The 17,189-nt window shown below is 75.1% G+C and carries 17 protein-coding genes; 11 read left to right on the forward strand and 6 right to left on the reverse strand.

The window, feature by feature from the left end; all coding sequences use genetic code 11:
* Window positions 1–39: 39 nt before the first annotated feature.
* Genes SXIN_RS22060 through SXIN_RS31585 form a run of 3 tightly spaced genes read right to left on the reverse strand, consistent with a single transcriptional unit; the run spans window position 40 to window position 1,183 of the window.
* Entirely contained in the window at window positions 40–474 is a 435-nt protein-coding gene (locus SXIN_RS22060) for a PRC-barrel domain-containing protein (RefSeq protein WP_019709137.1), read from the reverse strand.
* Window positions 474–1,043, reverse strand: a complete 570-nt coding sequence (locus SXIN_RS22065) for a PRC-barrel domain-containing protein (RefSeq protein ID WP_019709138.1) — start codon at window positions 1,041–1,043, stop codon at window positions 474–476. Before SXIN_RS22065 ends, SXIN_RS22060 begins: the two co-directional genes overlap by 1 nt.
* Window positions 1,040–1,183: a hypothetical protein gene (locus SXIN_RS31585; RefSeq protein WP_019709139.1), complete on the reverse strand. Its 144-nt coding sequence runs from the start codon at window positions 1,181–1,183 to the stop codon at window positions 1,040–1,042. Before SXIN_RS31585 ends, SXIN_RS22065 begins: the two co-directional genes overlap by 4 nt.
* Window positions 1,184–1,443: 260 nt before the next feature.
* Between SXIN_RS31585 and SXIN_RS22070 the strand changes: the two genes are divergently transcribed.
* The 3 genes from SXIN_RS22070 (at window position 1,444) to SXIN_RS22080 (ending at window position 2,739) form a co-directional block, all read left to right on the forward strand.
* Window positions 1,444–1,977 (forward strand): GNAT family N-acetyltransferase, encoded by a 534-nt coding sequence (locus SXIN_RS22070; RefSeq protein WP_019709140.1) that lies wholly within the window; start codon window positions 1,444–1,446, stop codon window positions 1,975–1,977.
* Window positions 1,978–2,170: 193 nt separating this feature from the next.
* Window positions 2,171–2,527 carry a hypothetical protein gene (locus SXIN_RS22075; protein WP_019709141.1) on the forward strand — a complete coding sequence of 119 codons (357 nt, stop codon included), beginning with the start codon at window positions 2,171–2,173 and terminating at the stop codon, window positions 2,525–2,527.
* Window positions 2,524–2,739, forward strand: a complete 216-nt coding sequence (locus SXIN_RS22080) for a hypothetical protein (RefSeq protein ID WP_019709142.1) — start codon at window positions 2,524–2,526, stop codon at window positions 2,737–2,739. The genes SXIN_RS22075 and SXIN_RS22080 overlap by 4 nt, the downstream gene beginning before the upstream one ends.
* Window positions 2,740–2,822: 83 nt before the next feature.
* Here the strand turns inward: SXIN_RS22080 and SXIN_RS22085 are convergent, their stop codons facing one another.
* Window positions 2,823–3,989: a helix-turn-helix transcriptional regulator gene (locus SXIN_RS22085; protein ID WP_157916328.1), complete on the reverse strand. Its 1,167-nt coding sequence runs from the start codon at window positions 3,987–3,989 to the stop codon at window positions 2,823–2,825.
* Between the two features lie 404 nt (window positions 3,990–4,393).
* Here SXIN_RS22085 and SXIN_RS22090 point away from each other — a divergent pair, with 404 nt between their 5' ends.
* The 3 genes from SXIN_RS22090 (at window position 4,394) to SXIN_RS22100 (ending at window position 6,622) form a co-directional block, all read left to right on the forward strand.
* Entirely contained in the window at window positions 4,394–5,557 is a 1,164-nt protein-coding gene (locus tag SXIN_RS22090; protein ID WP_019709144.1) for a S8 family peptidase, read from the forward strand.
* A 262-nt stretch (window positions 5,558–5,819) separates the two neighbouring features.
* Entirely contained in the window at window positions 5,820–6,143 is a 324-nt protein-coding gene (gene cutA / locus SXIN_RS22095) for a divalent-cation tolerance protein CutA (protein ID WP_019706592.1), read from the forward strand.
* The gene (locus SXIN_RS22100) at window positions 6,140–6,622 is read left to right on the forward strand and encodes a gamma-glutamylcyclotransferase family protein (RefSeq protein WP_238153833.1); all 483 of its coding nucleotides are present in this window, start codon (window positions 6,140–6,142) and stop codon (window positions 6,620–6,622) included. The genes cutA and SXIN_RS22100 overlap by 4 nt, the downstream gene beginning before the upstream one ends.
* Window positions 6,623–6,812: 190 nt before the next feature.
* Here SXIN_RS22100 and SXIN_RS22105 read toward each other — a convergent pair whose 3' ends face one another.
* Window positions 6,813–8,924, reverse strand: a complete 2,112-nt coding sequence (locus SXIN_RS22105; protein ID WP_019709145.1) for a molybdopterin oxidoreductase family protein — start codon at window positions 8,922–8,924, stop codon at window positions 6,813–6,815.
* 189 nt (window positions 8,925–9,113) lie between these two features.
* Window positions 9,114–9,746 carry a SanA/YdcF family protein gene (locus tag SXIN_RS22110; protein WP_420341062.1) on the reverse strand — a complete coding sequence of 211 codons (633 nt, stop codon included), beginning with the start codon at window positions 9,744–9,746 and terminating at the stop codon, window positions 9,114–9,116.
* Window positions 9,747–10,260: 514 nt separating this feature from the next.
* On the opposite strand from SXIN_RS22110, the gene SXIN_RS22115 reads away from it, so the two are divergent.
* From SXIN_RS22115 to dnaG, 5 genes are all read left to right on the forward strand, one after another.
* Window positions 10,261–11,298: a sirohydrochlorin chelatase gene (locus tag SXIN_RS22115; protein ID WP_095757416.1), complete on the forward strand. Its 1,038-nt coding sequence runs from the start codon at window positions 10,261–10,263 to the stop codon at window positions 11,296–11,298.
* A gap of 334 nt (window positions 11,299–11,632) precedes the next feature.
* The gene (locus SXIN_RS22120; protein WP_095757417.1) at window positions 11,633–13,063 is read left to right on the forward strand and encodes a deoxyguanosinetriphosphate triphosphohydrolase; all 1,431 of its coding nucleotides are present in this window, start codon (window positions 11,633–11,635) and stop codon (window positions 13,061–13,063) included.
* A gap of 242 nt (window positions 13,064–13,305) precedes the next feature.
* Window positions 13,306–14,583, forward strand: a complete 1,278-nt coding sequence (locus SXIN_RS22125) for an NAD(P)/FAD-dependent oxidoreductase (RefSeq protein ID WP_019709146.1) — start codon at window positions 13,306–13,308, stop codon at window positions 14,581–14,583.
* A gap of 79 nt (window positions 14,584–14,662) precedes the next feature.
* Complete coding sequence (locus SXIN_RS22130) at window positions 14,663–15,124, forward strand: GNAT family N-acetyltransferase (protein ID WP_019709147.1); 462 nt, start codon at window positions 14,663–14,665, stop codon at window positions 15,122–15,124.
* A gap of 137 nt (window positions 15,125–15,261) precedes the next feature.
* On the forward strand, window positions 15,262–17,187 hold the full coding sequence (dnaG, locus tag SXIN_RS22135; RefSeq protein ID WP_095757418.1) for a DNA primase: 1,926 nt from the start codon (window positions 15,262–15,264) through the stop codon (window positions 17,185–17,187).
* The last annotated feature ends 2 nt before the right edge of the window (window positions 17,188–17,189 follow it).

Below are 17,189 nucleotides of genomic sequence, written 5' to 3' on the forward strand. Positions count from 1 at the left end.
CTCCGGCTGCCCTACGGTGCGGGCGGAACGGGTCCCGCGTCAGGACTCCGCGGTGACGACGAGGGCGTAGGAGCCGACGCCGGTCAGCGCGGCACCGGGGTGCTGGTTGTTGGCGCTGTGCACGGTGAGCACCGCTCCGGTGCCGGTGTCGATGTCGAGGTCCTGAAGAGTGCCGGCCTCTTCGCCCCGGACGGTGAGGACGCGGCGGCCGACCAAGTCCTTGCAGACGGCGGCGGGGGCGGCGAGTTCACCGTCGGCGTCCTGCAGTGCATCGGTGCGGGCCATGACCGCGTCGTGGCCGATGGCCTGGACGTTCTCCCAGGTGATGTAGGAGCCGGAGCGGCCGGTCTTCTTCAGCCGCAGGGCGAGGACCCGCGGCGGCTGGGCGGCGAGGACGAGCCCGTCGACCTTGCCGATCCGGTGGGCCTCGGCCGTGTCCATGACCGGCAGGCCGGTGATCTGGGAGAGCAGCATCAGGTCTCCTGGAGGTGGGCGCGGAACGCCTGGACCATGCCGGCGAAACCGGGCAGGTCGTCGGCGACGAAATCGGTCGCGGCGGCGGGGATCACCAGCGCCTCGCCGGAGACCGCGACGGTCTCCGCCAGCGGGATGTACACCGTGCGCTCCTGGCGGCCGAGCGCCTCACTGGAGGCGACCTGGTAGCCGGCGACGGCGGCCGTGGTCGCGCTCACCTCGATGACCACGTCCGTGACCTTCCCGACGTCCGTGCCGGCGTCGGTCAGCACGCGCGAGCCCAGCACGTCCCCGCCCCCCGCCTCACCGCGGTCGACGACCTCGTTCCGGGCCTCGAACGCCGCCTCGTCGCGGATCATCACCGCGTGGGGGCCCAGGGCGGTCACCGCCGTCCAGGGCAGGGCGTGGCGCTTGGGGCCGGAGAACATGCCCCGCCCGCTGAGCGTGAAGCCCGCCACCCGGCCCGCGCCGCTCTCGAAGACGATGTCCTTCACCTGCGCGACCGCTTCGCCGGACAGGGTGACCACGGGACGTTTGCCGATCTCCGAGGCCAGCATCAGCGTGCTCATGAGCTCTCCTTCCCGCCCGCCCGGCCACGGCGCACCGCGATCACACCGCCGGACCGGCGCCGGGCCTGGATGCCCAGCATCGCCCCGATCACCACCACCGCCAGTACCCCGGCGATGACCAACCACAGCCACCAGTCCATCGCACACCTCCCGGTACGACGCCGGAAAGGCCGGCATTCGTACTACCGGGCATCCTGCCCGCATCTCCGGAGTCCAGACATGGCCCGTGTGCCAACCCGGGCCGCTGCTTGTTTCGGAGGCCGGCCGCATCCGTGATCGGTGGCCACACCGATCGCGGACGCCCGCGGTTCCGCCCGGAAATCTCTCGCGCGGGACCCCGACGAACGTGAGGATCGACAAGCGGTGTCCGTGTCGGGCGTGCGGTGAAAGGGAGACCACCATGATGGGTCGGGTGGCATTGCGGCGGATGGACGAGGCGAGCCTCGAAGGGCTCCTCGCCGTGGCCGTCGATGACGCGGCACCGGAGGAGGTCATGCCTCCCGTGGCCGGGCCACCGGGATGGACGCCTGAACGGCAGGAAGCCTTCCGGGCTTGGCACCGCGCTCGGCGCGCCGGGCTCGCCGGCCCGCTCCGGGAGTCCACCTACGCGATCATTCACGACGGGGAGACCGTGGGCGCGGCCCGCCTGGCAGTCCGCGGCAGCGGGGAAGCCCTCGAAACGGGTATGTGGCTGGCCCGTTCCCAACGGGGCCGCGGAATCGGTACCGCCGTACTGCGCGTGCTTCTCGACGAAGCCGCCAGGGCCGGTGCACGAGTCGTCGTCGCGGACACCACAGCGCAGAACGCGGCGGCGCTCGCAGCGCTGCGCCGCAATGGCGCGACGCTGACCCCGAGCGAGGACACCGCTGATGTTCACGCCGAGTTGACGCCGAGGGCGATCCCGTCGACTCCGCCTCCCACGGCGAGCCCGTGAGGATGTCAGTCGACAGACCCGGGCGGGGCGCGCGGACGCCGCGCATCCGCCGTGGGTGGGAGAGGCGCTGCGGGGGGTACCGTCCCAGTCCCGTCCACGCTTTTCCGGACGAGATGGTGCGATTGGGCGAGGTGGCGGCGGTGGCCGGAGCGATAGGCTCTGTGCCGCAGACCGAGCGGAGTGGGAGAGTGCCGTGAGCAGTCAGCCGACCGAGAACGATGGCCCCATCATTCCCATGCCCTCGCTCACGCCGGATGCCCTGCGGGAGGCTGTGGCGCACATCGTTCCGAGCCGTCTTCCGGAGCTCAACCGGCATCTTGCCCGGGCCGCGACGAACGCGCAGCGCACCAGCAGCCTCGGGCCTGTGCGTGCATTCACTCTGCACTGGGGCGCCATCGTCAACATCGAACGATGGCCGCAGCGCGCGGCGCGCTTCCACGCCTGCCAGGAGCGAGCCGCAGATCCGCTCGCCGACCCCGAGGAAGCGCGTTCCGCGGCCGCTGAGGTGGGCCGCATCCTTCGTGTGGCGAGTGAGGAACTGGAATCGTGAGTGACGCCTGGGTCTGGGAGTACGACCCGGATGCCGAGCATGTCGTCGGCGGGCTCCCGGCGCACGTCGTCACAGAAGTCGAACGCCTCGCACGGGAGCTGGCCGTTCTCGGCCGCGACGCCGGCGAGGTCGGCGAGGGCGGTGCTCTGCGGACACTCGACTTCCTCGGTGCGGGCCTGCTCTGTTTCTGCCGGTGCCGAGTCGGCAGATGATCGTCGTGGTGCGGGTCACCTGGGCCGGCTGAGCTGCGCTGACCGGTGCGTTCGTTCCCGGGCCCGTGGGCCGGTGGTCGCTGTCAGTCGACCAGGCCGAGGCGGGCCGCTCTGACGCCGGCCGCGAAGCGGCTCTCCACGCCGAGTTTCTCGACCAGTTGGGTCATCAGGCGGCGCAGGGTGCGTTCGGAGATCCCCAGGCGGCGGGCGATGCTCTCGTCCTTGGCACCGGTGGCGAGGAGGGCGAGCACCTCGCGTTCCCGGGGGGTGTAGTCCCGGGCGGTCTGCGCCCGGCCGGCCGGGGCCCCGGGTGCGTGCGGGGAGGCGGCGGCCCAGCTGTGCTCGAAGACCTGGACGAAGCACGCGGCGATGAGGGAGCCGTGCAGGGCGACGTCTCCGCGGTCGCGGTCGGAGCCCAGACCGGCCCACATGACGGTGAGTTCCCGGTCGATGATCAGGAGGTAGAGCGGTACGGAGGTGGCGACGCGGACCTCGGCGCCGGCCTCCGCCACGCTCTCCACATAGCGGGCCGCGCCCGGCCGGCGCAGGGCGCTCGCCGAGACGAGCAGCCGGCAGGAGGCGCCCCGGGCGAGCAGCCGGAGATCGGTGACCAGGCTCTCCTCCAGCACCTCCGGTTCGGGGAAGGTGGTGCGCATGGCCAGCAGTTCGTGCCGGGTCAGCGGATGGAACTCGTCGACGCGCTTGCGCAGTTGGTCCCGGTCCGTGAAGAACTCGACGGGCACGGTGTCGTGTCCGTGCAGCCGGGGCGGCGGCAGCAGCCGTGTCACGTCCTCCACGGCCCTGAGGTCGCGCTGCAGGGTGGTGCAGGCGTCCGCCAGCCGCTCCCGGTAATCGGTGAGCAGTTCGACCACGGCCCGCTCAGGTGAACTGACGCCTGCGCGGGAAGGATTGAGGAGACGGCGCTCGGTGAGCCAGCGGGTCACATCCTCGGGCAGGTCGTCCGCTGTGGCGTCGCCGGGGCTGCTGGGTTCCGTTCCGTCCGGCTCGGATTCCGTGCCGTCCGGCTCTGCCCCGCCCATCCCGGTGCTTGCCGGTTCCGTCCCCGGCGAGTCCCCGGCGGTGCCCGCCTGGCGCACCGTCAACTGCCGCAGCAGCGCGGCGTAGGCCGCCCGCGCTCTGGCCTCCGTGCCGCCGTCGGCAGGGGCGGCCGCGGCGCCGGGCGGGGGCTGCCCCCGTCCGGCGCGTGCGGCGTCCGGCCGGCCGGTGGGCCGGTCCTCTCCGGCAGACATGTGCATGACGATAGGGCGCCCTGCCGTCTTTGCCAAAAAGTCGGACACCCCACACCGGTGAGCGGTGACTGGCCGGGACCGGTCATGCCTGATCTGGCCGGGGTCGGCTCACGGTAACCGGCGTTAACGTGAGCCGCACAGCGTCGGGTTACCGACGGTCCGGCGGTGTTCCCCAACCCTCCGGACCGCCGGCCGGCGTGCCGCGCCGCGCACGTTGTCCGGGAACGTGCGCGCCGCGGCGGCTCTTCCGCCCGTACGTGCGCTCGAGACCGTACGGGCGGCCCTCCGCCGTGCCACCCCAGCACGGACGCCTGCCCGGACTCCCACGGTCCCTGCGGGTGCCGGAGCCATCCCCACAGCGGCGGCCACCCCTGCCGCCGCGAGACGAAAGGGTCTCTTCCGCCATGAAGCGTTCCCACATCGGCGCACTGCTGCTCGCCGTACCGCTGGCCCTCACCCCCACCGCCGGCGCGGTCGCGGCCCCCGGCGAGTCCCCCGCCCCGCTGGTCGCCGTCCAGCAGGCACCCCAGGAACTGGAAGTGACGGGCAGCTACATCGTCACCCTCAAGGCCGGCACCAAGGCCAAGGACGTCGCCAGGGCCGAGGGCATCAGAACCCGGCACGTCTACTCCAAGGCCCTCAACGGCTTCGCCGCCAAGCTCACCCCGGCGCAGCTCACCGAGTTGCGCGGCAACGGATCCGTGGCCGCCATCGAGGAGGACCAGCGGATCACGGCCGACGCGACCCAGTACAACGCCCCCTGGGGCCTGGACCGCATCGACCAGCGGAACCGCCCGCTGAGCGGCAGCTACACCTACAACCGCAACGGCTCCGGCGTCACGGCCTACATCATCGACACCGGCATCCAGACCTCCCACCCGGACTTCGGCGGCCGGGCCCGGAACGTGTTCGACGCGTTCGGGGGCAACGGGCAGGACTGCCAGGGCCACGGCACCCATGTGGCCGGTACGGTCGGCGGCAGCACGTACGGCGTCGCCAAGGGCGTGCAGCTCCGCGGCGTCCGGGTGCTCAACTGCTCCGGTTCCGGCACCACCGCCGGGGTCGTCGCCGGGTTCGACTGGGTCCGGCAGAACGCGGTGAAGCCCGCCGTGGCCAACGCCTCGCTCGGCGGCGGCTACTCCTCGGCCATCAACAACGCGGCGACCAACCTCGCCAACTCCGGCGTGCACCTCTCCGTGGCGGCGGGCAACGAGAACCAGAACGCCTGCAACGTCTCCCCGGCCAGTGCGCCCGGCACGATCACCGTCGCCGCCTCCGACAGCTCGGACCGCAAGGCGTCGTTCAGCAACTACGGCTCCTGCACCGACCTCTACGCCCCCGGCGTGTCGATCACCTCGACGCGGCTGGGCGGCGGCAGCACCTCGCTCAGCGGCACCTCGATGGCGTCCCCGCACGTCGCCGGCGTCGCCGCGCTCTACAAGTCGGCCTACGGCGACGCCTCGTCGTCCACGGTCAACAGCTGGATCACCTCCAACGCCACGGCGAACGTCATCAGCGGCAACTACAGCGGCACCCCCAACCGGCTGCTGTACAAGTCGGGCCTCTGATTCCAACGGCTTCGTGATCGCGCCCCCTGATCGCGGCGCGTGACCCGTGATCCGTGGTCCCGGCGCCGCCGCCGCCGACGGAACCGGCGGCGGCGCCGGCCGCGCGGCCCGCGGCGGGACCGCCCGCCCTCCGCTCCGCACCCGTGGCCGCCACGGGAGCGCGGACCGGAGGGCGGGCGCCGTTGTTGCGGCCGGTCCGGCCCCGCCGGTTACCGTTCACCGGACGAGGCGACCGCACCGGCAGTACGAGGAGGACCCCGCCGTGGCCGACTTCCTGACCGTCATGACGACCACCGACAGCGCCGAGAAGGCCGAGGCCCTGGCGCGCGGAGCCGTGGAGGCGCGGGTGGCGGCGTGCGCGCAGATCAGCGCGCCGGTCACCTCCGTCTACCACTGGGACGGCGCGGTCGAGACGGCCCGCGAGTGGCAGGTGCTCTTCAAGACCGCGAGCGTCCGCTTCGGCGAACTGGAGACCTATATCCGGGGCGCCCACGACTACGACGTCCCCGAGATCATCGCCACCCCCGTCACCCAGGGCGGCGCCGACTACCTCTCCTGGATCGCGGCGGAGACGGCGTCCCGGTGAGCCCGGGCGAGCCCCGGCCCGGCGAACCGGGGGACCGGAGCGCGCGGCTGCCCGTCTTCGTCTACGGCACCCTGCGCCCCGGCGGACGCCACCACACCCGCCTGCTGCGCGGCCGGACCGACCACGAGGAGCCCGCCCGGCTCCCGGGTGCCGCGCTCTACGAGGGGCCCGGCTTCCCGTACGCCGTCGAGGAGCCGGGCGGCGAGGTCCACGGCCACCTCATCGCGCCGCGCGCCGCCGACTACGGCGAACTGCTCGCCGGGCTGGACGCGTTGGAGGGCTACACGCCCGGGGAGCCCGCCACCTTCTACGAGCGGTGCGCGCGGGTTGTGCTGTGCGCCGACGGGCGGGCCGTGCGCGCCTGGGTGTACTTCGCGGCCGAGCCCGTGGCGCGCGGGCTGCGGGCCGGCGGCACCCGGGTCCCCGGCGGCCGCTGGCCGCCCGAGTGCGCGGAGCGCGGCGGCTCGGCGCGCGGCTGAGGCCGGCGGCCGGGGGCGGGCGCGGCTCGGGGCGGCGGGGGAGCCGCCCGGGTCGCCCCGCCGCCCCGGGCACTCGCCGCCCCGTGCACCGACCGGACCGTCCCCCACGGTGGTCCGGCACGGGCTTCCCGGCGGGCCGGCTGGGCGGTGCGGCGGTGCGGCGTGCGTCCGCATCACCCGCGCCGCCCGCCTACTGCCCGTCCGCCGCCTCCACCCGGACCGCGCAGACCTTGAACTCCGGCATCCGTGAGGTCGGGTCGAGCGCCGGATTCGTCAGGGTGTTCGCCCGGCCCTCGCCCGGCCAGTGGAACGGCATGAAGACCGTGTCCTGCCGGATGTCGCGCGTCACCCGGGCCGGAGCGACCGCCCTGCCGCGCCGCGAGGTGACCGCCACCGCCTCGCCCTCCGCCACGCCGATCCGCTCGGCCAGCCGCGGATGCAGCTCCACGAACGGTCCGGGCGCGGCGGCGTTCAGCTCGGCGACCCGCCGCGTCTGCGCCCCCGACTGGTACTGGGCGACCACCCGCCCCGTCGTCAGGAACACCGGATACTCCTCGTCCGGCTCCTCGGCGGCGGGCCGGTGCGTCACGGGGACGAACCGGGCCCGGCCGTCCTCCGTCGCGAACCGCTCCAGGAAGAGCCGGCGCGTCCCCGGGTGCCCCTCGTCCGGGCAGGGCCAGAAGACGCCGTCCTCCTCGGCGATCCGCCGGTAGCTGATGCCGGAGTAGTCCGCGGGGCCGCCCGCCGACGCCCGCCGCAGCTCCTCGAACACCTCTTCGGGATCGATGGGGAAGCCCTTCTCCCGGCCCATCCGCCGCGCCAGCCCGTGCAGCACGTGCAGGTCCGACCGCACGCCCGCCGGCGGATCGACCGCCTTGCGGCGCAGGATGACCCGGCCCTCCAGGTTGGTCGTCGTCCCCGTCTCCTCGGCCCACTGCGTCACCGGCAGCACCACGTCCGCCATGGCCGCCGTCTCCGACAGCACCACATCGGCCACCACCAGGAAGTCCAGCGCGGCGAACCGCTCGGCGACATGCGCGGCGCGCGGCGCGGACACCACGGGGTTCGACCCCATCAGCAGCAGCGACCGCACCTCGCCGCCCAGCGCGTCCAGCAGCTCGTACGCGCTGCGGCCCGGGCCCGGCAGGGACTCCGGATCGACACCCCAGACCCCCGCCACATGGGCGCGTGCCGCCGGGTCCACCAGCTTGCGGTAGCCGGGCAACTGGTCGGCCTTCTGGCCGTGTTCGCGCCCGCCCTGGCCGTTGCCCTGGCCGGTCAGGCAGCCGTAGCCGGACAGCGGGCGCCCGGCCCGGCCGGTGGCGAGGCAGAAGTTGATCCAGGCGCCCACCGTGTCGGTGCCCTTCGACTGCTGCTCCGGGCCGCGCGCCGTCAGCACCATGCCGCTCTCCGCGCCGCAGAACATGTCCACGGCCTCCCGGACCGCCGGCAGCGGCACGCCGGTGATCCGCTCCACCAGCTCGGGCCAGTGCGCCATCGCCGCCGAGCGGGCCTCCGGCCAGCCCGCCGTCCGCTCCGCCACGAACTCCTCGTCGACCCGGCCCTCGGCCACCACCAGGTGCAGCATCCCCAGCGCCAGCGCCAGGTCCGTGCCCGGGCGCGGCGCCAGATGGAGATCGGCCTGCTCGGCCGTCCGGGTGCGGCGCGGGTCGATGACGATCAGTTTGCCGCCGTTCTCCCGCAGCTCCCGCAGATAGCGCAGCGCGGGCGGCATCGTCTCGGCGAGGTTCGAGCCGACGAGGATGACGCAGCCGGTGCGGGCCACGTCCTCCAGCGGGAACGGAAGGCCCCGGTCCAGCCCGAAGGCGCGCTGGTGGGCGGCCGCCGCCGAGGACATGCAGAAGCGGCCGTTGTAGTCGATCTGCGAGGTGGCGAGCGCCACCCGGGCGAACTTGCCCAGCGCGTACGCCTTCTCGTTGGTCAGCCCGCCGCCGCCGAACACCCCGACGGCGTCCGGGCCGTGGGCCGCGCGGGTGCGGAGCAGCCCCTCGGCGGCCCGGTCCAGCGCCTCGTCCCAGCCCGCCGGGACCAGCTCGCCGTCCCGGCGCACCAGCGGCCCGGTGAGCCGCAGCCTCGGGTCGAGCACGGCGGCGGCGGTACGGCCCTTGCCGCAGAGCGCACCCCGGTTGACGGGGAACGCCTCCCGCTCCACCACCTCGGGCACCGCCCCGGGCCCGCCCGGCCGCAGCCCCATCCCGCACTGCAGGGCACAGTACGGGCAGTGGGTGTCGACGGCGGTGCGCCGGGGCGGGGCGGCGGCTGCCGGAAGCGTGGCACTCATGCATGCCAGCCTGCGCCGCCCGTGTTACACCCCGCTCCCCGCCGGGTTACACGCCTCGGACGGAGACCTCAGCGCGGCCGGCGGGCCACCGTGAGGTTCCGGGGCGCGCCGCGCCCGGTGCGTCCTCGCCGGTGCCCCGGCCGCCCTGCCCGCGCTCGCGCGCCTGTGTGCGCCTGGCCCGCGCCCGCCCTACGGCGCCGGCGGGTCCGCGGGTTCCGCCGGGGCCAGGGCCTCCCGCACGCCCGGTTCCCGTGGGCCGAGGAAGTGCGGGTCCGGGCGGACCGCGGCGTCCAGCGCGGCCTTCGCCGCCGCGAGGACCTCCCGGGCCCCGCCCGCGTACCAGGTCACGTCGCGCCGCTCGGCCACGCCGACGCCGTACGCGTCGAGGCCCGCCGCCGCGCACAGCGCCAGCGCCCTGCGGATGTGGAAGCCCTGGGTGACGAGCACGGCGCGCTCCACGCCGAAGATCTTCTTCGCCCGGACGCAGGAGTCCCAGGTGTCGAACCCGGCGTAGTCGCTGACGATCCGGCCGTCCGGTACGCCGCGCGCCGTGAGGTAGGCGCGCATCGCGTCGGGCTCGTCGTAGTCCCGGGTGCTGTTGTCGCCCGTCACCAGCACCACCCGGACCGTGCCCGCCCCGTACAACTCGGCCGCCGCGTCGAGGCGGTGGGCCAGATACGGCGACGGGGCGCCGTCCCGCAGCCCGGCACCGAAGACGACGGCCACCGGGGCGGGCGGGACGTCCGCGACGGTCCGCACCCGGTCGGAGCCGGCCGCCGTCATCCACGTCATCGGCAGCAGGCCCAGCACACAGCCGAGCACGGCCGCTTGAACGAACCGCCGTCTGCCCCGGACCGAACGCGGGAGGCGGGGGACGGGGAACCGGAGGCCCGGGATCCGCGTGAACCGGGACGGTGCGGGACCCGGCCGCGGCGGGCGCCGCCCGGACCCGGACCCGGGCCAGGACGAAGACGAGGACGCGGACGACGACGGCGGCGAGCCCGGACGGCGCGGGGCCCCGCTCGCTCCGCCCCCGGTCCCGCGCTCCCGGTCACCGTCCTCGCTCTCGCCGTCCCCGCTCTCCCCGTCTCTCCGGAGACCCTCCGCCCGGCCCCGTACCGCCTTCACCGCGCCCCGCTCTCCCGCCGCCACCGGCCGCCCCCACCCCCGTCGTACGATCACCACAACGCCCGGCGGGCGGGCACCGGTTCCCTCCGGACGGACACCGGCCGCTCCCGCGCCCCCTCACAGATCCCGCCCGCGCCGGTGAAGCAGCGGAAACCAGGCGTCATCACGGCGCAACGGCACGGCAACGAGCGCCCGGCAGACTCGTCGCATGACGGCGTCGACCCCGCACCCAGGCCCCCACGGCCGCTGCCCCGGCCCTCTCGACCTCGACAGCACGGCGCAGCTCATGCACCGGATCGGCAGCCGGCTCGGCACCGCACTCCACTCCATCGGCGCCCGCGGCGGGCACCCGTACCCCACAACCCGCCGCTCCGGGACCCGGTCGCCCGTTCTGGTCGCCGTGGCACACGGCAGCCGCGACCCCGAGGCCCTGCGCACGGTCACCGCGCTCCTCGACCGGGTCCGCGCGCTCCGTCCCGGGCTCTCGGTGCGCCTCGGGCACATCGAGCTGAACGAACCCCTGCTGCCGGACACGCTGGCGGAGACGGAAGCGGCCCTCCGGACAGGCCGCCCGGCCGCTCCGGGCCCCGGTCCCGGCGCCGGGACCGGCGGCAGCGGCGCCGCAGCCCACGGTGCCGTCCTCGTGCCCCTGCTGCTCAGCCGCGGGTACCACGTCAAGCACGACATCCCGCGGATCCTCGCCGGCTCGGCCCCCGCCCTGCGGGCCGTCGTCGCCGCGCCGCTCGGCCCGCACCCCCTGCTCGCCGAGGCGCTGCACGCCCGGCTGACCGAGGCGGCCGGCGCTCCGCGCGGCCCCGAGGGCGGTCTTGACGGCTACGACGGCGTGGTGCTGGCGGCGGCCGGATCGCGCGATCCGGACGGAGCCCGCGACACCGGCCGCACCGCCCGGCTCCTCGGCGCACGCCTCGGCGGCATCCCCGTGCTCCCGGCCTACGCCTCGGCCGCGGCGCCCACCGTGCCGGAAGCGGTCCGCGAACTGCGCGCCCGGGGCTGCCGCCGCGTGGCCGTGGCCTCGTACTTCACCGCGCCCGGGCGGTTCGCCACCCTCTGCGCGCAGGCCGCGCCGGACGGCCTCGCGGCGGCCCCCCTGGGAGCGCACACCGCGATGGCCCGCCTGGTCCTGCACCGCTACGACGAGGCGCTCGCCGCCGCGGCACCACCGGCGGCCCGGACCTCCCCGCTCCGGACCGCGCCCACCCGCCCGGGCTCCGCCTCGGCCGCATAGCCCCGCAGACGCGTCCGGCACCGCCCCGCCATGGACCGTCCGCACCTTCGGCCGGACGGAAGGGGCCAACCCGGCCGGGCCGGACTCGGGAGGCCGGGGGAACCGTCCCCCGGGCGGGCCCGCACCGGAACCCGGGGGCCTCTGCGCCGTCCCGGCCGGGGCGTCCGGCCACCGGCACCGGCACCGTTCTTGGCACCGGCGCGCCCGCATCACCGGTGCGGCGGGCCGCACCGGTGATGCGGGCGCGCGTCCGTGGCCCCGCCGCACCGCGCGCCCGGCGCCCCGGCCCGCCCGGCGCGTGAATGCCCTCGTCCGCTGCGGATACGGTCAAGGCATGAACGGCGAAGGCACACCAGCGCCCCTGTCCCCCGGGGCCCCCGGCGACCGCCCGGTCCCCGGCGGACCGGGGTCCCCCCGCCCTTCCCGCACCCCCGTGCCGGGATACGACCGGGCGGACGTCGAGCGCTGGTCGGCCGAGCCGGACAAGCGCCCCGGCCGGACCGACTTCCAGCGCGACCGCGCCCGCGTCCTGCACTCCGCGGCCCTGCGCCGTCTCGCGGGGAAGACCCAGGTGGTGACGCCCGGCATCGCCCAGGAGTCCGCCACCGCGGCCGCGGGCGGCGCCGGGCCCGTCCGGACCTCCGCCTGGGACGCCAGTCCCCGCACCCGCCTCACCCACTCGCTGGAGTGCGCCCAGGTCGGCCGGGAACTGGGGGCGGCGCTCGGCTGCGATCCCGATCTCGTGGAGGTGGCCTGCCTGGCGCACGACCTCGGCCACCCGCCCTTCGGGCACAACGGCGAACAGGTGCTCGACGAGTTCGCCAAGGGCTGCGGCGGCTTCGAGGGCAACGCCCAGTCCCTGCGGCTGCTGACCCGCATCGAGCCGAAACGGTTCGTCCGCACGGACGACGGCGACCTGGTGAGCGTCGGCCTCAACCTCACCCGCGCCGCCCTCGACGCGGCCACCAAGTACCCGTGGCCGCGCGGCGCCCACCCCGCCGGCCCGGCCTCCCCGAAGTTCGGCGTCTACGAGGACGACCGGCCCGTCTTCGACTGGCTCCGGCAGGGCGCGCCCCCGGGGCGGCAGTGCTTCGAGGCCCAGGTCATGGACTGGTCCGACGATGTGGCGTACTCCGTCCACGACGTCGAGGACGGCCTCCACGCCGGCCACATCGACCCCAACCTCCTCCTCGCGGAGCCCGAGCGGCAGGACATCTTCCGGGTGGCGCTGGCCCGTTACGCGCCCCCGGGCGCCGAACCGGACGAACTGGCCGAAGCTCTGGACCGGTTGACCGACCAGGAGTGGTGGCCGCACGGCTACGACGGCTCCGCCGTGGCGCAGGCCCGGCTGAAGGACGCCACCAGCCAGCTCATCGGCCGCTTCTGCCTCGCCGCCGAGGGCGCGACGCGGGCCGCGTACGGCTCGGGGCGGCTGACCCGCTACGCCGCCGAGCTGGTGGTTCCCCGGGCCACGCGCCTGGAGTGCGCCGTGCTCAAGGCGGTCGCCGACCGCTACGTCATGCAGCACCCGGAGCAGGAGCGACTCCGCGCCGACCAGCGCGTCGTCCTCGGGGAGCTGGCCGAGGCGCTGAGCGCGCGGGCGCCCGACGGCATGGACCCGCAGTTCCGGGCGGAGTACGCGGCGGCCGGCGACGACCGGGCCCGGCAGCGGGTGGTCGTCGACCAGATCGCCTCGCTCACCGACAGCTCGGCCCGCGGCCTGCACGCCCGGCTCACGGCCCGGCCGGGCCCGCACGAGGGCTGAGCGGCGGCGCCGGCCGGTCGGCGACGGCGGGACGGACGGAGAACCGCCCGGCCCGCTCCCCGCCGGCTCGCCCCCACCCGGACCCGCCCGCGACCGCCCGCATGGGTACGACCCGTGAAGGTCTGCCCCGCTCACGCCGCTTCCCCTTCACCCGGCACGCCCGTTGCGGGACGCTCGCTTGGGGCGGGACGCCCGGGGGACTATGAACACAGGCCCATACGCCGGTAGCGAGGAGGCATCACGTGGTCGACGCACATCAGACCTTCGTCATCGTCGGGGGAGGACTGGCGGGGGCGAAGGCGGCCGAGACCCTGCGGTCCGAGGGGTTCACCGGCCGGGTCATCCTCATCTGCGACGAGCGCGACCAGCCCTACGAGCGACCGCCCCTCTCCAAGGGCTTCCTCATCGGCAAGGAGGAACGGGACAGCGTCTTCGTCCACGAACCCGCCTGGTACGCGCGGGCCGAGATCGAACTGCACCTCGGCCAGTCCGCCGTCCACCTCGACCCGGCCGCCAAGACCGTCGGCCTCGGCGACGGCACCCGCTGCCACTACGACAAGCTGCTGCTCGCCACCGGCGCGGAGCCCCGCCGCCTCGACATCCCCGGCACCGGCCTGGCCGGCGTCCACCATCTGCGCCGGCTGGCGCACGCCGAACGGCTGCGCGGCGTCCTCGCCTCACTGGGCCGGGACAACGGCCACCTCCTCATCGCCGGTGCCGGCTGGATCGGCCTCGAAGTGGCCGCGGCCGCCCGCGGTTACGGCGCCGAGGTGACGGTGGTCGAACGCGCCGCCACCCCGCTGTACGGCATCCTCGGCCCCGAGCTGGGCGGCATCTTCACCGATCTCCACGCCGAGCGCGGCGTCCGCTTCCACTTCGGCGCGAGCCTCACGGAGATCACCGGCCAGGACGGCATGGTCCTCGCGGCCCGCACGGACGACGGCGAGGAGCACCCCGCGCACGCCGTCCTCGCCGCCATCGGCGCGGCCCCGCGCACCGCCCTCGCCGAATCGGCCGGGCTGGAACTGGCCGACCCGGCCTCCGGCGGCGGCATCGCCGTCGACGCCTCCCTGCGCACCAGCGACCCGGACATCTACGCCGCCGGTGACGTCGCCGCCGCGGCCCATCCGCTGCTCGGCGGCCGGCTGCGCGTCGAACACTGGGCGAACGCCCTCAACGGCGGCCCGGCGGCGGCCCGTTCGATGCTCGGCCGCGAAGTGGTCTACGACCGGGTCCCGTACTTCTTCTCCGACCAGTACGACGTGGGCCTGGAGTACTCCGGCTACGCCCCGCCCGGCAGCTACGACCAGGTGGTGATCCGCGGGGACGCGGGCCGCCGGGAGTTCATCGCCTTCTGGCTGTCCGCCGACGGCCGGGTGCTCGCCGGTATGAACGTCAACGTCTGGGACGTCACCGACAAGATCCAGCGGCTGGTCCGCGCCGGGCGGCCCGTGGACCCGTCGGCGCTCGCCGACCCCTCCGTACCCCTGGGATCGCTGACGGAGCGGGCGGGCGGGTAGCCGCGGCCCGGAGGCGGCCGGAGCGACGGACGGCCGGCGACGTGGCCGGTGGCGGGAGCGCTGGAGTAGCGTCGCCCCCATGGCGATCCCCACAGCCGTCACCCCGGTGGCGGAGATCTTCGAGCTGCGGTGGAAGGTGCTCCGCCCCGGCCTCCCCGAGGAGACCGCGGTGTTTCCGGAGGACTCGGCTCCCGGCACCTTCCACATCGCCGCGTACGACGGGAGCCGGGCGGTACGGGCCTGCGTCACCTTCTTCCCGGAGCCCCTCCCCGGCTCCGGCGGCCGGACGCCCGCCCATCGCTTCCGCGGGATGGCGAGCGAGCCGTCGGTCCGGGGGCGGGGCTTCGGCCGGGCCGTGCTGGCCGCGGGGATCGCCGAGGCCCGCTCGCGGGGCGCCGGGGTCGTCTGGTGCCACGGCCGCACCGGAGCCCGGGGCTTCTACGAGCGCGAGGGCTTCACGGTGGCCGGTGAGGAGTTCGAGATCGAGGGCGTCGGCCCGCACGTGGTCCTGACGAGGGCGCTCGGAGACGGCGCGGACTGACGGCCGCCGGACGGCACCCCGCCCCGCACGGCCCCGGGCGGCCCGGCCGGGCGTGCCCCCGGACGGTCCGGACCGCGGGATCCGGCCGGAGAACCGGCCGGTCCGGGGTGTCGTAGCGCCACCGTAGACTTCACCGCGTGGCAGGCAGGATCAACGACGACGACGTGAAGGCGGTCCGGGACGCGGTCCCGATCGACGCCGTCGTGTCCGAGTACCTCCAGCTCCGGAGCGCCGGCGGCGGCAACCTCAAGGGCCTGTGCCCCTTCCACGACGAGAAGAGCCCGTCCTTCCAGGTCAGCCCCAGCAAGGGGCTCTACTACTGCTTCGGCTGCCAGGAGGGCGGGGACACCCTCGACTTCGTGATGAAGCTCGACCACCTCTCCTTCTCGGAGGCCGTCGAGCGGCTGGCCGCCCAGGCCGGCATCACCCTGCGCTACGAGGAGGGCGGCTACAACCCGGGCCGCCAGCAGGGCGAGAAGATCCGCCTGGTCGAGGCGCACCGGGCCGCCGCCCGCTACTACACCGAGCAGCTCGACGGCCCCGAGGCGGAGATCGGCCGGAAGTTCCTCGCCGAGCGCGGCTTCGACCAGGCCGCGGCCGAGCACTTCGGCGTCGGCTACTCCCCGGCCGGCTGGGACCACCTCGTCCGCTTCCTGCGCGGCAAGGGCTTCACCGACAAGGAGCTGATCCTCTCCGGCCTCGCGCAGGACGGCCGCCGCGGCCCCATCGACCGGTTCCGCGGCCGGCTGATGTGGCCCATCCGCGACATCACCGGCGAGGTGATCGGTTTCGGCGCCCGCAAGCTCCGCGAGGACGACAACGGCCCCAAGTACCTCAACACCCCCGAAACCCCGCTCTACCGCAAGTCGCAGGTCCTCTACGGCATCGACCTCGCCAAGAAGGACATCGCCAAGGGCAGCCGGGCCGTCGTCGTCGAGGGGTACACCGACGTCATGGCCTGCCATCTCGCCGGGGTCACCACCGCCATCGCCACCTGCGGCACCTCCTTCGGCGGCGAGCACATCAAGATCCTCCGCCGGCTGCTGATGGACAACTCCGGCGCCGAGGTCGTCTTCACGTTCGACGGCGACGCGGCCGGGCAGAAGGCCGCGCTCCGCGCCTTCGAGGACGACCAGAAGTTCGCCGCCGAGACCTCCATCGCCATCACCCCCGGCGGTATGGACCCCTGCGAACTGCGCCTCGCCGAGGGCGACGAGGCCGTGCGCTCCCTGATCGACTCCCGCACCCCGCTGTTCGCCTTCGCGCTCCGCTCGATCGTCTCCGGGTACCACCTCACCTCCGAGGAGGGCCAGGTCGCCGCGCTCAACGCGGGCGTGCCCGTGGTGGCGCGGATCAAGGACCGCAGCCTGCGGGACCGGTACGCCACCCGGCTCGGCGGCATGGTCGGCCTCACCTCCCCGGCCGAGGAGGAGGCCGTGCGCCGCCGGGTGCACGCCCTGGCGCGCAGCTACGAGCGCGGCGCGCCGGAACCGGCCCTGTCGGGCGCGGCGCCCGGCCGCGGTCCGCAGGGCGGCCGGGGCCGGCAGCCGGAGGCACAGCGTCCCGCGGCGCCCCGGGGCCCGCGGCTGGATCTGCGCAGCCCGGCCCACCGCGTGGAGCGGGAGCTGCTCAAACTGGCGCTCCAGCGGCCCGACTTGGTCGCCCCCGTGTTCGACGCCTACGGAGCGGACGAGTTCACGGCCGCCCCCTACGCCACGGTGCGCGAGGCCATCGCCGAGGCGGGCGGCACGACCGGCGCGGACGACGGCTTCCTCACCCGCGCCCGCGAGGCGGCGCCGGACGACACGGTGCGTTCACTGATCACGGAGCTGGCCGTCGAGCCGCTGCTGACCCGCAAGGAGCCGGACGAGTTCTACGCCGGCACCCAGCTCGCCGCCGTGCGGCTGGCCGCCGTGGACCGGCGGATCGGGCAGATCCAGGGCTCGATGCGCCGCTGCGAGGCCGGCGGCGACATGTCCGCGTACGCCTCCCTGCAGGAGGAGCTGTGGGTGCTGGAGCAGTACCGGCAGGATCTCCGGAACCGGGGCGCCGCCGCGCTCTGAGC

It is taken from the genome of Streptomyces xinghaiensis S187 (genome assembly GCF_000220705.2).
Taxonomy (GTDB): Bacteria; Actinomycetota; Actinomycetes; order Streptomycetales; family Streptomycetaceae; genus Streptomyces; species Streptomyces xinghaiensis.

Bases quoted from the DNA above. Each gene is read 5' to 3' on its own strand.
- SXIN_RS22060 (WP_019709137.1), bottom strand. From the start codon at position 474: ATGCTGCTCTCCCAGATCACCGGCCTGCCGGTCATGGACACGGCCGAG.
- SXIN_RS22065 (WP_019709138.1), bottom strand. From the start codon at position 1,043: ATGAGCACGCTGATGCTGGCCTCGGAGATCGGCAAACGTCCCGTGGTC.
- SXIN_RS31585 (WP_019709139.1), bottom strand. From the start codon at position 1,183: ATGGACTGGTGGCTGTGGTTGGTCATCGCCGGGGTACTGGCGGTGGTG.
- SXIN_RS22070 (WP_019709140.1), top strand. From the start codon at position 1,444: ATGATGGGTCGGGTGGCATTGCGGCGGATGGACGAGGCGAGCCTCGAA.
- SXIN_RS22085 (WP_157916328.1), bottom strand. From the start codon at position 3,989: ATGTCTGCCGGAGAGGACCGGCCCACCGGCCGGCCGGACGCCGCACGC.
- SXIN_RS22090 (WP_019709144.1), top strand. From the start codon at position 4,394: ATGAAGCGTTCCCACATCGGCGCACTGCTGCTCGCCGTACCGCTGGCC.
- SXIN_RS22105 (WP_019709145.1), bottom strand. From the start codon at position 8,924: ATGAGTGCCACGCTTCCGGCAGCCGCCGCCCCGCCCCGGCGCACCGCC.
- SXIN_RS22115 (WP_095757416.1), top strand. From the start codon at position 10,261: ATGACGGCGTCGACCCCGCACCCAGGCCCCCACGGCCGCTGCCCCGGC.
- SXIN_RS22120 (WP_095757417.1), top strand. From the start codon at position 11,633: ATGAACGGCGAAGGCACACCAGCGCCCCTGTCCCCCGGGGCCCCCGGC.
- SXIN_RS22130 (WP_019709147.1), top strand. From the start codon at position 14,663: ATGGCGATCCCCACAGCCGTCACCCCGGTGGCGGAGATCTTCGAGCTG.